The organism is Thioalkalivibrio sp. XN8, assembly GCF_011058255.1.
GTDB lineage: Bacteria > Pseudomonadota > Gammaproteobacteria > Steroidobacterales > XN24 > XN24.
Genome location: NZ_JAALFH010000067.1, coordinates 17,955 through 30,313, shown reverse-complemented (window position 1 = coordinate 30,313; position 12,359 = coordinate 17,955). Strand labels below are relative to the sequence as shown.

Annotated in this window: 14 protein-coding genes; 4 read left to right on the top strand and 10 right to left on the bottom strand. The window is 70.0% G+C overall.

Translation table 11 applies throughout. From position 1 onward, the window contains the following. Nucleotides 1-3: 3 nt before the first annotated feature. From rimM to ffh, 3 genes are all read right to left on the bottom strand, one after another. Complete coding sequence (gene rimM, locus G6N75_RS12415; RefSeq protein ID WP_165348688.1) at nucleotides 4-510, bottom strand: ribosome maturation factor RimM; 507 nt, start codon at nucleotides 508-510, stop codon at nucleotides 4-6. A 34-nt stretch (nucleotides 511-544) separates the two neighbouring features. Next, nucleotides 545-796 carry a 30S ribosomal protein S16 gene (rpsP, locus tag G6N75_RS12410; protein ID WP_165348687.1) on the bottom strand — a complete coding sequence of 84 codons (252 nt, stop codon included), beginning with the start codon at nucleotides 794-796 and terminating at the stop codon, nucleotides 545-547. Between the two features lie 142 nt (nucleotides 797-938). After that, a complete protein-coding gene (gene ffh, locus G6N75_RS12405) occupies nucleotides 939-2,291 on the bottom strand; it encodes a signal recognition particle protein (RefSeq protein WP_165348686.1) in 1,353 nt (450 codons plus the stop codon). Nucleotides 2,292-2,419: 128 nt separating this feature from the next. Here ffh and ccsA point away from each other — a divergent pair, with 128 nt between their 5' ends. Together ccsA and G6N75_RS12395 are read left to right on the top strand one after the other, a co-directional pair. Then, nucleotides 2,420-3,232 carry a cytochrome c biogenesis protein CcsA gene (ccsA, locus tag G6N75_RS12400; protein WP_165348685.1) on the top strand — a complete coding sequence of 271 codons (813 nt, stop codon included), beginning with the start codon at nucleotides 2,420-2,422 and terminating at the stop codon, nucleotides 3,230-3,232. Nucleotides 3,233-3,248: 16 nt separating this feature from the next. Beyond that, entirely contained in the window at nucleotides 3,249-4,526 is a 1,278-nt protein-coding gene (locus G6N75_RS12395) for an HlyC/CorC family transporter (protein ID WP_165348684.1), read from the top strand. A 3-nt stretch (nucleotides 4,527-4,529) separates the two neighbouring features. On the opposite strand, the gene radA is transcribed toward G6N75_RS12395, so the two are convergent. Then, nucleotides 4,530-5,876, bottom strand: a complete 1,347-nt coding sequence (gene radA / locus G6N75_RS12390) for a DNA repair protein RadA (protein ID WP_165348683.1) — start codon at nucleotides 5,874-5,876, stop codon at nucleotides 4,530-4,532. A gap of 218 nt (nucleotides 5,877-6,094) precedes the next feature. On the opposite strand from radA, the gene G6N75_RS12385 reads away from it, so the two are divergent. Further along, complete coding sequence (locus G6N75_RS12385; RefSeq protein ID WP_165348682.1) at nucleotides 6,095-6,919, top strand: Stp1/IreP family PP2C-type Ser/Thr phosphatase; 825 nt, start codon at nucleotides 6,095-6,097, stop codon at nucleotides 6,917-6,919. A 24-nt stretch (nucleotides 6,920-6,943) separates the two neighbouring features. Further along, complete coding sequence (locus tag G6N75_RS12380; protein WP_165348681.1) at nucleotides 6,944-7,636, top strand: FHA domain-containing protein; 693 nt, start codon at nucleotides 6,944-6,946, stop codon at nucleotides 7,634-7,636. A 24-nt stretch (nucleotides 7,637-7,660) separates the two neighbouring features. On the opposite strand, the gene alr is transcribed toward G6N75_RS12380, so the two are convergent. The 6 genes from alr to rpsF all read right to left on the bottom strand — a co-directional run bounded on the left by alr (nucleotide 7,661) and on the right by rpsF (nucleotide 12,264). Continuing rightward, complete coding sequence (alr, locus tag G6N75_RS12375) at nucleotides 7,661-8,788, bottom strand: alanine racemase (RefSeq protein ID WP_165348680.1); 1,128 nt, start codon at nucleotides 8,786-8,788, stop codon at nucleotides 7,661-7,663. Beyond that, the gene (gene dnaB / locus G6N75_RS12370) at nucleotides 8,760-10,124 is read right to left on the bottom strand and encodes a replicative DNA helicase (protein WP_165348679.1); all 1,365 of its coding nucleotides are present in this window, start codon (nucleotides 10,122-10,124) and stop codon (nucleotides 8,760-8,762) included. Before dnaB ends, alr begins: the two co-directional genes overlap by 29 nt. Before the next feature lie 111 nt (nucleotides 10,125-10,235). After that, nucleotides 10,236-10,685, bottom strand: coding sequence for a 50S ribosomal protein L9 (gene rplI, locus G6N75_RS12365; protein ID WP_165348678.1), 450 nt, complete (start codon nucleotides 10,683-10,685; stop codon nucleotides 10,236-10,238). A gap of 18 nt (nucleotides 10,686-10,703) precedes the next feature. Beyond that, nucleotides 10,704-11,579 (bottom strand): hypothetical protein, encoded by an 876-nt coding sequence (locus G6N75_RS12360; RefSeq protein WP_165348677.1) that lies wholly within the window; start codon nucleotides 11,577-11,579, stop codon nucleotides 10,704-10,706. A 45-nt stretch (nucleotides 11,580-11,624) separates the two neighbouring features. Further along, a complete protein-coding gene (rpsR, locus tag G6N75_RS12355; RefSeq protein ID WP_165348676.1) occupies nucleotides 11,625-11,849 on the bottom strand; it encodes a 30S ribosomal protein S18 in 225 nt (74 codons plus the stop codon). A 16-nt stretch (nucleotides 11,850-11,865) separates the two neighbouring features. Continuing rightward, nucleotides 11,866-12,264, bottom strand: a complete 399-nt coding sequence (gene rpsF / locus G6N75_RS12350) for a 30S ribosomal protein S6 (RefSeq protein WP_165348675.1) — start codon at nucleotides 12,262-12,264, stop codon at nucleotides 11,866-11,868. Nucleotides 12,265-12,359: the final 95 nt, after the last annotated feature.

The window sequence follows — 12,359 nt, the reverse complement described above, 5'->3', positions numbered from 1 at the left end:
TCCTCAAAACTCCGGATCCCAGTCGACGACGATACGGCCGCCGGCCAGGTCCACCTCGTCCACGGAGCGCCCCGGCAGGAACGGGAGCAGGCGCTCCCGGTCTCCGGCCACGACCATCACGTCGTTGGCGCCGGTGGCCATCATCTCCGTGACCCGGCCCAGGCTGGTCCCTTCCCGGGTCACCACCTCGAGCCCGACCAGGTCGGCCCAGTAGTACTCGCCTTCTCCCGGCGGCGGCAAGGCCTCCCGCGCCACCGCCAGTTCGGTGCCGACCAGCGCCGCCGCGGCTTCCCGGTCCTCGATGCCGGTGAACCGCCCGACCAGGCCCTGCCCCTGGCGCCGCCCTTCAGCCAGCTCGAGCCGGCTCCAGTCACTGCCCCGGCCCGCCTCGAACTCGCGGTACTCGAGCAGGTTGTCGGGCGGGTCCGTATACGACCAGAGCCGCACCCAGCCACGCACGCCGTGGACCGCGCCGACCTTGCCGAGAATCACCCGCCGCGCCGCGCTCATCGTCCCGCCCCCCGCAGCCGCGCCGCGGGCAGCCTCAGGCCGCCTGCTTCTCGACTTGCTTGATCAGCTTGGCCACGCGCTCGGACGGCTGGGCGCCCTGGCCGAGCCAGTACTGCACGCGCTCCAGGTCCAGCTTCAGCCCTTCGGCCTTGCCGGTGGCGATCGGGTTGAAGAAGCCGAGCCGCTCGATATAACGGCCGTCGCGGCGGTTCCGGCTGTCGGTCACCACCACGTGATAAAAGGGCCGCTTCTTGGCGCCGCCCCGGGTCAGACGAATCGTCACCATGGATCCAGATTTCCTCGTTCGTGCTGGGCGCCGTGCCGGCCGGAGGCCGGGCACCGCAACGCGGCCGCCATGGGGCCGCCGCAAGTAAACCCGCTATTCTACTGGAAATTCGTCCGATGGGAAGAGCCCGGAGACCGGGCTCTCAGCCGAAGCCCGGCGGCAGGCGGCCCTTCATGGCCCGCATCATCTTGGTCATCCCGCCCTTGCTGAACTTCTTCATCATCTTCTGCATCTGGGCGTGCTGCTTGAGGAGCCGGTTGACCTCCTGGACCTGGACGCCCGCGCCCGCCGCGATGCGGCGCTTGCGCGAACCGTCGATGATCGCCGGATGACGCCGCTCGCGCGGCGTCATCGAGTCGATCACCGCCGCCTGGCGGCGCATCTCCCGCTCCCCGACCCGTGCGTCCACGCTCGCCGGCATGCCCTTCCCCGGCAGCTTGTCCAGCAGCCCCGCCAGTCCCCCCATGTCCTGCATCTGGCGAATCTGCTCGCGGAGGTCCTGCAGCGTGAAGCCCTTGCCCTTGGAGATCTTGCGCGCCAGCTTGTCGGCCTGGTCCCGGTCGACCTTCTGCTGTACTTCCTCGACCAGGGACACCACGTCGCCCATGCCGAGGATGCGCGAGGCCAGCCGGTCGGGATGGAAGGGCTCGAGCGCGGTGGTCTTCTCGCCCGCGCCGAGGAACTTGATCGGCTTGCCGGTCACCTGGCGGACCGACAGCGCCACGCCGCCGCGGGCGTCGCCGTCGGTCTTGGTGACGATGACCCCGGTCAGGTCGAGGGCCTCGCCGAAGGCCCGGGCCGCATTGACCGCGTCCTGGCCGGCCATGCTGTCGACCACGAAGAGCGTTTCGACCGGGCTGACCGCCGCCTGGATCCGCTGTGCCTCGGCCATCATGTCCTGGTCCACGTGCAAACGGCCCGCGGTGTCGACGATCAGCACGTCGCACAGCTCGCGCCGCGCGGCCTCGAGGGCGCGCTGTGCAATCGCTACCGGGTCTTCGCCGGCCGCGCTCGGGGAAAACGCCGCGCCGACCTCGTCGGCGAGGCGTTCCAGCTGGAGAATGGCGGCCGGGCGGTAGACATCCGCGCTGGCGACCATCACCTTCTTGCCGTCGCGCTCGCGCAGGCGGCGCGCCAGCTTGGCGGCCGTGGTCGTCTTGCCGGCGCCCTGCAGGCCGGCGAGCATCACCACCGCCGGCGGCTGGGCGCGCAGGTTCAGCGACTCGTTCGCCGACCCCATGGTGCGCACCAGCTCGTCGTGAATGATCTTGACGAAGGCCTGCCCCGGCGTCAGGCTCTTGGCGACCTCCGCGCCCAGGGCCCGCTCGCGCGTGCGCGCGATGAAGTCCTTGACCACGGGCAGCGCCACGTCGGCCTCCAGCAGGGCCATGCGCACCTGCCGCAGCGTGTCGCGGATATTGTCCTCGGTGATGCGGCCGCGCCCCTTCAGGGCGTCGCCGGCGCGGGACAGTCGGTCGGTCAGGTTCTCGAACATGGGGGACGGGCTGCACTTGGCTCGGGCGCGCAATTATACCTGTCGCGGCCGGCTTCGGATTTCCCGGTTTCTATCCCGGCGCGGCGCTGTGTCAGAATGCGGTTTTCCACTGGCTCCCGAGCGCCCGGATGACCTCGATCATCGCCTTCCTCCTCTACCTTGCCGCCGGCGGCCTGCTGTTGCGCCGGCAGCTCGCCGGCGCCGCGGCAGACGTGACCCCGGACCGCGTCGGTCCCGCCCTGCTGACCGGCGCCGCCGGCCTGGGCCTCCATTCGCTGGCCCTCGCCGGCCTGGTGTCCGAGCGCGGCGGCCCCGGCCTTTCCCTGGGCGGCGTGCTGTCGCTGGTGGCCTGGCTGCTGGCGGTATTCGCCCTGCTGGCGGCCATCAAGCCGCGGTTCCGCGGGCTGGCGGCGGTGGTGCTGCCGGCGGCCGGCCTGGCCGCCCTGGCCGCGCTGGTGCCGGACCCGGTGACGCCGCGGGGCGCGGCGCCGGACTGGGGCATCCACGCCCATGTCACCCTGTCGATCCTGGCCTACAGCCTGCTGAGCCTGGGCGCCGCCCTCGCGATCCTCTTCCTCTATCGCGAGCGCACCCTGCGCCAGCGCCGCCTGCAGGCCTGGACGCGCATCCTGCCGCCGCTGGAGTCGCTGGAGACGGCTCTGTTCACCGCGCTGGCTGCGGGCTTCGCCCTCCTGACCCTCGCCCTGTTCAGCGGGCTGATGTTCCTGGAGAACATCCTGGCCCAGCACCTGTTGCACAAGACCGTGCTGTCGGTCGTGGCCTGGGGCGTATTCGCCGTCCTGCTGCTCGGCCGGCTCAGCCTGGGCTGGCGCGGGCGCCAGGCGGTGCACTGGGTGCTGGCGGGCTACGGGCTGCTCGCGCTCTCCTACTTCGGCAGCCGGTTCGTACTGGAGTACATCCTCGGCCGACAGTGGGGCTAGGAGGACCGCACCCCCCTTGAACGAAGTCCCGCTAGGCACTCTGTTCACGCTGCTGGCGCTGCTGCTGCTGCTCTCGGCCTTCTTCTCCAGCACCGAGACGGCGATGATGAGCATCAATCGTTATCGCCTGCGTCATCGCGCGCGGCAGGGCCAGCGGGCCGCGCGCCTGGCCGAGGCGCTGTTGCAGCGCCCGGACCGCCTGATCGGGCTGATCCTGATCGGCAACAATTCGGTCAATATCCTCGCCGCGTCCCTGGTGACCATCATCGCGCTGCGGCTCGGCGGCGAGGGCGCCATCGCCATCGGCGCCGGGCTCCTGACCCTGGTGATCCTGGTCTTTTCCGAGGTGGCGCCGAAGACCCTGGCCGCCCTGCATCCCGAGCGGCTGGCCTTGCCCGCAGCCCTGATCTATTACCCCCTGCTGAAGATCGCCTACCCCGTGGTCTGGATCGTCAACCTGCTGGCCAACGGCGTGCTCCGGCTGCTGGGCGTGAGCACCGCCCACGTCCAGGGCCATGCCCTGTCCCACGAGGAGCTGCGCACCGTGGTCGCCGAGGCCGGGGCCCTGATCCCCAAGCGCCACCAGCGGATGCTGATCAGCGTGCTCGAGCTGCAGGACGTCACCGTCGACGACATCATGGTGCCGCGGAACGAGATCGACGGACTGGACCTGGAGGACGACTGGGACGACTTGCTCGAGCAGCTGATGGAGAGCCGCCACACGCGGCTGCCGGTCTACCGGGGCGACCTCGACCAGGTCGTCGGAATCCTGCACCTGCGCACTATCATTCACCGCGTGCTCGATCAGGAACTCACGCGCGAGGATCTCGAGAGCAGGGCCCTGGAACCGTACTTCGTGCCCGAGGGTACGCCGTTGCACACCCAGCTGCTGAATTTCCAGCGGGCCAAGCGGCGCCTGGCGCTGGTCGTGGACGAATACGGGGACATCCAGGGCCTGGTGACGCTGGACGACATCCTCGAGGAGATCGTGGGCGAGTTCACCACCGACCCGGCCGACATCTACCGCGAGGTCCAGGCCGAACCGGACGGCACCTACATGGTCAGCGGCAGCGCCAACGTGCGCGAGCTCAACCGGACCCTGGCCTGGCGCCTGCCGACCGACGGGCCGAAAACCCTGAACGGCCTGATCGTGGAGCGGCTCGAAACGATCCCCGAAGCCGGCGCGCGCCTGCGCCTGGCCGGCTACGAACTGGAGATCGTCCAGACCGCAGACAATGCGGTGCGGGCCGTGCGGGTGCAGCCGCCGGGCCAGCCCGCCGGCACCGACGGTTAGGGTCTAGCCGAAAGCCGCCTCGATCGCCTCGCCGAGGCGGCGCACGGGCACCACCTCGAGCCCTTCCAGCCGGCCGCGCGGCGCATTCGCCGCCGGCACGATGGCCCGCCGGAAGCCGTGCTTGGCGGCCTCCCGCAGCCGTTCCTCGCCGTAGGGCACCGGCCGGATTTCGCCCGCCAGCCCCACCTCGCCGAAAGACACCAGGCCCGTCTCGAGCGGGCGGTCGCGCAGGCTCCCGAGCGCCGCCAGCACCATCGGCAGGTCGGCCGCGGTCTCCACGATGCGCACCCCGCCCACCACGTTCACGAACACGTCCTGGTCGTACATGGCGATGCCGGCATGGCGGTGGGTCACGGCCAGCAGCAAGGCCAGCCGATTCGCGTCCAGCCCGACGGACACGCGGCGCGGATGTCCCGAGTGGCTCTCGTCGACCAGCGCCTGGACCTCCACCAGCAGGGGCCGGCTGCCCTCCCGCGCCACCATGATGGCACTGCCCGAGACCGCGCCGTCGTGGCCCGAGAGAAAGATCGAGGAGGGGTTCGGGACCTCGCGCAGCCCCTGCCCCGTCATGGCGAACACGCCGATCTCGTTGGCCGCGCCGAAACGGTTCTTCACGGCCCTGATGATCCGGAACCGGCTGCCCACATCGCTCTCGAAATACAGTACCGCGTCGACCATGTGCTCCAGCACGCGGGGGCCGGCGATGGCGCCGTCCTTGGTCACATGGCCGACGAGGAATACGGCCGGGCCGCCCTGCTTGGCATAGCGCACGAGGCGCGCCGAGCTTTCGCGCAGCTGGGCCACCGCCCCCGGGGCCGACTGGAGCGCGTCCGTGTGCATGGTCTGGATCGAATCGACCACCATGACCCGCGGGCGCACGGTGTCGGCCTGGGCCAGGATGCGCTCGATATTGGTTTCGGCCAGCAGCTTGAGCGACCCCTCCTGCATCCCGATGCGCCGCGCCCGCATCCCGACCTGGCGCAGCGACTCCTCGCCGGTCACGTACAGGGCCGGCAGGGAGCCTGCCAGGCGCACTGCAGCCTGGAGCAGCAGGGTCGACTTGCCGATGCCCGGATCGCCCCCGATCAGGGTCACCGAGCCCGGCACCAGGCCGCCGCCGAGCACGCGATCGAGTTCGCCGATCCCGGTCGGCCAGCGCGCCTCGGAGTCGGACTCGACCTCGGCGACCAGGCGCGGGGCCTCGCCGGCCCAGCCGACCGCCCGCGTCCGCGGCGCCTCCAGGGTCTCCTCGAGGGTGTTCCAGCGCCCGCAGTCGGGGCACTGGCCGACCCACTTGGGACTGGAGCCGCCGCACTCGGTGCAGACGAACAGCGTGCGGGCCTTGGCCATCTCTCCTCCGGCAACAACGGCAAGCCGCCAAGTTACACAGGGCTTGCCGCCGGCCGCAAGCGCAGAACACGCCGGCAATAGTGTGAACTCAGCCGCGGACTTGTCCCGCAGGTAGGTTAGGCTGTTCAATTAGACGTTGGGCCGCCAGCAGGGGGTCCGTCGAGCCGTGCCGGCACGGCGCCCGTTCAGGCCAGGAACAGCATCGTCACGGACCCCCGATGAGCCTTCAGGACAAGATCCGCTACTTCGAGTTCACCCACACCGGACAGGTCCGCGACCACAACGAGGACGCCGTGTACGGTGACCTGGACCTCGGCCTGGTGCTGCTGGCCGACGGCATGGGGGGTTACAACGCCGGCGAAGTGGCCGCCGAGCTCGCGATCAAGACGGTCACGGACATGGTGCGCGCCGGCGTGGAGCGCGAGACCCGCAGCGACATCGACGAGACCAGCGGCCTGATGCGGCAGAGCATCGTTTTGCGCAACGCCGTGATCCGGGCCAACAAGATCATCTGGCAAACGGCGCAGACCCAGCCCCAGTGCCGGGGCATGGGCACCACCATGGTCGCCTGCCTGTTCCATGACGACCGTGTCTCGATCGCCCATGTCGGCGACTCGCGCGTCTACCGCCTGCGCAAGAACCGTTTCGAGCAGCTGACGCTGGATCACTCCCTGATGCAGGAGCTCGTGGACCGCGGCTATTTCTCCCAGCAGGAGGCGATGCGCTCGGCCAACCGCAACTACGTCACCCGGGCGCTGGGCGTGGAGCCTGCCGTCGAAGTGGAGATCCAGGAAGACACGGTCAAGAAGGACGACATCTACATGCTCTGCTCCGACGGGCTGTCGGACATGGTCGAGGAAGAGGATATTCACTTAACCCTCAGCACCTTTAGTGCTAACCTCAAGACCGGCGGCGACCAGCTGATCCAGCTGGCGAACACCAACGGCGGCCGCGACAACATCTCGGTCTGCCTGGCACAGGTGATCGAGTCGTTCGCCGAGTCGCATGGTATCGTCAGCCGCCTCAGGGGCTGGTTCAGTTAGCACAGCAGCAAGGTCGGAGTTGCGATGGCCCGGATGATCCTCAGCCTGAATGGCCAGACCCTCGCCGAGTACAACCTCAGCAAGGAGCGCTACACCGTGGGGCGGCTGCCCGACAACGACATCCGGATCGACAACCCGGCGGTCAGCGGCCACCACGCGCTGATCATCAACATCCTCAACGACTCCTTTCTCGAAGACCTGAACAGCACCAACGGCACCTACGTCAACGGCCGGCTGATCAAGAAGCACGCCCTGCAGCACGGCGACTCCGTCACGGTCGGCCACCACCAGCTGAACTTCATCGACAACGAGCACGACGACGTCGACGAGGTCGAGAAGACGCTGGTGCTGTCGCGCGAGGAGCTGCGCTTCGACCGCATCGCCGAGCCGCCGCCCGAGCGTCCCGGCGCCGCCGCCTCGCCCGGGGCCGCGCAGCTCCTGCAGGCGCCTCCCGCCCGGCTGCAGATCCTCACCGGGCCCTTCGCCGGCCGGGAACTCGAACTGAAGAAGCCGCTCACCACGCTGGGCCGCCCGGGCATCCAGGTCGTGGCGGTGACGCGCCGCGGCGAGAGTTACACGATCGTGAACATGCAGCGCGGCAGCGGCAAGGGCCTGCCCATGGTGAACGGGGAACCGCTGGCCGGCAGCGCACAGCCCCTGCACGACAACGACGTGCTCGAGGTGGCGGGCGTCAAGATGGGCTTCTTCACCGGCTGAAGCCGCGGCCGGGGCCGCCGGGCCTCAGCGCATGGTCACGCCGACCCGCTGCGTCACCCCGCAGAGCAGCTCGTAGGGGATCGTCCCCGCCAGGCGCGCGAGTTCCTCGACCGCCAGGCCCGCACCCCACAGGATGACTTCGTCGCCGACCTCGACGTCCGGTACCCGGGTGACGTCGATTGCGATCATGTCCATGGAAATCCGCCCCGCCAGCGGCGCGCGCTGGCCGCGCACCAGCACGGGCGTGCCGCTGCCCAGGTGCCGGCTGTAGCCGTCGCCGTAGCCGATGGCCGCGATCGCCAGGCGGGTATCCTCCCGCGCCGTCCACACGCCGCCATAGCCGACCCGCTCGCCGCGGCGCACCGTTCGCAGCGCGATCACCGTGCTCAGCAACTCCATCGCCGGCTGCAGCCCCAGCTCGGGACCGGTGCGGTCGGCGAAGGGAGACACGCCGTAGAGCATGATGCCGGGGCGGACCCAGTCGGCGTGGCTGTCCGGGCGCCACAGGGTCGCGGCGGAATTGGCCACGCTGCGCTCGCCGGGCAGGTCGCCCAGGGCCGCGGCAAAGCGCTCCAGCTGGCGGCCGGTGACTGCATCGTCGCGCTCGTCGGCGCAGGCCAGGTGGGTCATGAGCCGGGGGGCGGGCAGGATGTTGCCGCAGCGCCCGAGGCGGGCAGCCGCGTCGCGGGCCGCCTCGGGCGGGAATCCCAGGCGGTTCATGCCGGTATCGATCTTGAGCCAGGCCTGCACCGGCCGCGCGAGGCTGGCGGCCTCCAGCATTGCCAGCTGCTCCGGCGAGTGCACCACGACCTCCAGGCCGAGCGCGGAGGCCAGCGGCAGCTGCTGGGCGTCCAGCACGCCCTCGAGCAGGACCACGGGCTGCTCGAGAGCGGCCTCGCGCAAGGCCACGGCTTCTTCCATGCGCGCCACCGCGAAGGCGTCGGCCGCCCTGAGGGCGCGGGCCGTCCCGACCAGCCCGTGGCCGTAGCCGTTGGCCTTGATCACCGCCAGCACGCGGGCGCCGGGCGCCAGCTCGCGGACCCGGCGCAGGTTGTGCTGCAACGCGGCCGCGGACACCGTGGCGCGGGCGGCACGACGCGGGGAAGGGTCCGCCGGCCGGGGCTCAGCCGAAGGGGGAACTGCCGTAGGCATCGGGCAGGTAGTTCTCGAACTTGGTGTATTCGCCGAGGAAGGTCAGCTGCACGTCCCCGATCGGGCCGTTGCGCTGCTTGGCGATGATGATGTCCGCGATGCCCTTCCGGTTCGAGTCCTTGTTGTAGACCTCCTCCCGGAAGATGAAGGCGATCAGGTCAGCGTCCTGCTCGATGGCGCCCGATTCGCGCAGGTCGGACATCACCGGCCGCTTGTCCGTGCGCTGCTCGACGCTGCGGTTGAGCTGGGAGAGCGTGATCACCGGCACTTCGAGCTCGCGTGCGAGCGCCTTGAGCGAGCGGGAGATCTCCGAGATCTCGGTAGCGCGGTTCTCGGCCGTGCCGGTCACCTGCATCAGCTGCAGGTAGTCCACCACGATCAGGTCGAGGCCATGCTCCCGCTTCAGGCGCCGCGCCCGGGCCCGCAACTCGGTCGGGTTCAGGGCCGGGGTGTCGTCGATGAACACCCTGGCCCGGGACATGACCGAGACCGCCGAGTTGATGCGGCTCCAGTCCTCGTCGGAAAACTTGCCGCGCCGCAGGTTGGACTGGTTGACGCGGCCCAGCGAGGAGATCATGCGGAACGACAGCTGCTCGGCCGACATCTCCATGCTGAAGATGGCGACCGACTTCTCCATGCCGATGGCGGCATGCTCCGCCATGTTCATCGCGAAGCTGGTCTTGCCCATGGACGGGCGGCCCGCGATGATCACCAGGTCGCCCGGCTGCAGGCCCGCCGTCATGGTGTCGATGTCCTTGAAGCCCGTGGCGAGGCCCGTGACATCGCCCTCGTTCTTCTGCAGTTCGTCGAGGCGGTCGATGGTCTTGCCCAGGATGCGCTTGAGGTGCTGGAACCCGGCGCCCCGGCGCTTGCCCTGCTCGGCAATCTCGAACACCCGGCGCTCGGCCTCGTCGACCAGCTGGCTGGCATCCCGCCCGTCCGGCTGGTAGGCGCTGGAGGCGATCTCGCCACCGATGCGGATCAACTCGCGGAGCATGGCGCGCTCGCGCACGATCGCCGCGTAGGCCCGGATGTTGGCGGCGCTGGGCGTCTCTCGCGCCAGCTGGCCGAGATAAGCCAGGCCGCCCGCATCCTCGAGCTCGCCCTTGCGGTCCAGCAGCTCCGACACCGTCACTGCGTCGCAGGGCTCTCCGCGTTCGGCCAGCTCGCCGATCGCCGTGAAGACGAGCTTGTGGTCGCGACGGTAGAAATCGCCCGCCGACACGGCATCGGCGATGGTGTCCCAGGCGCTGTTGTCCAGCATCAGCCCGCCGAGCACCGACTGCTCGGCCTCGACCGAGTGCGGCGGCGTGCGGAGCGCCTCGGTACTGCGCACCGGGAAAACTGCTTCAGGACTGCCTGCCAATGGGGTACAACCTCGCCCGTGGACGGGAGCCTGTCACATTATCACAGGCGGGCCGCGACCAAAGCCGCGGCCCGCCGCGCCTTATTCTTCGCCTTCGACGACGACGGTGATGGGCAGCGAGACCTCCGAGTGCAGGTGCACTTCGACCTCGTGCTCACCCACCGTCCGCAGGGGCCCCTCGGCCAGCCGGACCTCGCTGCGCTCGATGGTCACCCCGGCGGCCTCGGCCGCCTCGCAGATGTCCACCGGGCCCACGGAGCCGAACAGCTTGCCTTCGGAACCTGCCTTGGCGGTGATCGTCAGCTTCAGCCCCTCGATCTTCTCCGCCCGCGCCTTCGCCTCGGCGATCACGCCCGCGGCCTTGGCCTCGAGCTCCGCCCGCCGGGCCTCGAACTCGGCGATGTTCTCGGGGGTCGCGCGTGCGGCCTTCCCCTGCGGCAGCAGGTAGTTGCGCGCGTAACCGGCCTTGACCTTGACCTTGTCGCCGATGCCGCCCAGGTTCTCGACCTTGTCCAGCAGAATCACTTCCATCGTCTCAATCCTCTTGTGTTACATCCTGCCGGCGGCCCTCCGCCGCGTATCCAGGAACGTGTCCAGCAAACCGTAAAACGCAAACGCCATCATCGCCCACGGCGACAGCAGCACCAGGGCCAGCCAGCCGCCGATCAACCAGCCCCGGCCCCGGTTGCGGAGCCGCACCATGGCGTGCATCACCGCGATGCCCTGGAGCATCAGGGCCATGCCCGCCGGCAGGGCCATGGCCGCCCCAGCCGCGGGCCCGCCCGCGAGGCCGGTCACTATCGCCACCGCCCCCACGCCGCCGACCACCGGGCCCAGCTGCAACTCCCGGAAGGCCTCGCCGAACGCGCCGGGGCGCGCCAGGCCGGCATGCAGCCACATGGCGATAAACAGCCCGCCCAGGGACACCAGCAGCAGCGAGGCCGCGATGATGCCCGGCATCAGGGCCAGCAGCCGCTCCGCCAGCAGCCCGGCGTCCGTGCCCGTCTGCGCCGCCAGCGGGACGACCATCTGGTCCACCAGCGTCCGCCATGGCTCGCCCTGGACGGGGGCCGCCATGGCCCAGCCGCCGGCCAGCACCAGCGCCCCGATCGTGGCCAGGCGCGCCGCCGTGGAGAGTGAACCGCTGCTCATCAGGAGCTGCGTCACCGCCAGGGTCGGCGCCCAGAGGGTGACAGCCGAAATCACCATCGCCACCGGATGCATCCCTGCGGCCCAGCCCACCCCCGCCAGCAGTACGCCGGCGCCGGCCGCCGCGCGCCAGCCCCGGCCCACGCCGTGCTGCAGCGCGGCCAGGGCGAGCACCGCGCAGCTCAGCGGCGCCAGCATCGGCAGCAGCGCCAGCCCGGCCGCCATCAGGGCGGCCCGGTACTCGCGCTCGGTGATCCAGCGGGCGAACTCCAGCATGCCGCACCTCCCGGGCGCGCGTGGCGGCCCGGGCGGCGCCGACCGTCAGTGACGGTCGGTGTAGGGCAGCAGCGCCAGGTAACGGGCGCGCTTGACGGCGACCGCGAGCTGGCGCTGGTAGTTCGACCGGGTGCCCGTGATCCGGCTCGGGACGATCTTCCCGGTCTCGGTCACGTAGGCCTTCAGCGTGGCGAGATCCTTGTAGTCGATCTCGGTCACCTGGTCTGCCGTGAAGCGGCAGAACTTTCTCCTGCGAGTGAATCGAGCCATCTGCTGCTACTCCTCCTCAATCATCCGACGAATCGTCGTCGTCATCGCTGTCGTCGTCGTCGTCGTGGCTGCGCCGACGGCCCTCGCCCCGCTCTTCCTCCGGCTTCGCCATGGGCGAAGGCTCGGTGACGGCCTCGTCGCGGGCAATGACCATGTGACGCAGGACGGCGTCATTGAAGCGGAAAGCGCCGGTCAGTTCGTCCAGCGTCGGCTTGCTGCACTCGATGTTCAGCAGCACGTAATGGGCCTTGTGGACCTTCTGGATGGGGAAGGCGAGCTGGCGCCGGCCCCAGTCTTCCTGGCGATGAATGGTGCCGCCCTCGCCCTCGATCATCCCGCGATAGCGTTCGATCATGGCGGGGACCTGCTCGCTCTGGTCCGGATGGACCAGGAACACGATCTCGTAGTGCCGCATGTTGTCTCCCTTCGGGTTGTTGCAGCCACCCGCCCGGCATGGCGGTGTGGCAGGGAAATCACGCCGGCCCGATGCCGGCGCGAAGCCGTGCAGGA

Coding starts and splice junctions, on each gene's coding strand:
- radA (WP_165348683.1), bottom strand. CDS start 5,876: ATGGCCAAGGCCCGCACGCTGTTCGTCTGCACCGAGTGCGGCGGCTCC.
- rpsP (WP_165348687.1), bottom strand. CDS start 796: ATGGTGACGATTCGTCTGACCCGGGGCGGCGCCAAGAAGCGGCCCTTT.
- ffh (WP_165348686.1), bottom strand. CDS start 2,291: ATGTTCGAGAACCTGACCGACCGACTGTCCCGCGCCGGCGACGCCCTG.
- rpsF (WP_165348675.1), bottom strand. CDS start 12,264: ATGCGGCACTACGAGATCGTGTTCCTGGTCCATCCGGACCAGAGCGAG.
- rpsR (WP_165348676.1), bottom strand. CDS start 11,849: ATGGCTCGATTCACTCGCAGGAGAAAGTTCTGCCGCTTCACGGCAGAC.
- G6N75_RS12380 (WP_165348681.1), top strand. CDS start 6,944: ATGGCCCGGATGATCCTCAGCCTGAATGGCCAGACCCTCGCCGAGTAC.
- ccsA (WP_165348685.1), top strand. CDS start 2,420: ATGACCTCGATCATCGCCTTCCTCCTCTACCTTGCCGCCGGCGGCCTG.
- G6N75_RS12360 (WP_165348677.1), bottom strand. CDS start 11,579: ATGCTGGAGTTCGCCCGCTGGATCACCGAGCGCGAGTACCGGGCCGCC.
- rimM (WP_165348688.1), bottom strand. CDS start 510: ATGAGCGCGGCGCGGCGGGTGATTCTCGGCAAGGTCGGCGCGGTCCAC.
- alr (WP_165348680.1), bottom strand. CDS start 8,788: ATGCCTACGGCAGTTCCCCCTTCGGCTGAGCCCCGGCCGGCGGACCCT.
- G6N75_RS12385 (WP_165348682.1), top strand. CDS start 6,095: ATGAGCCTTCAGGACAAGATCCGCTACTTCGAGTTCACCCACACCGGA.
- rplI (WP_165348678.1), bottom strand. CDS start 10,685: ATGGAAGTGATTCTGCTGGACAAGGTCGAGAACCTGGGCGGCATCGGC.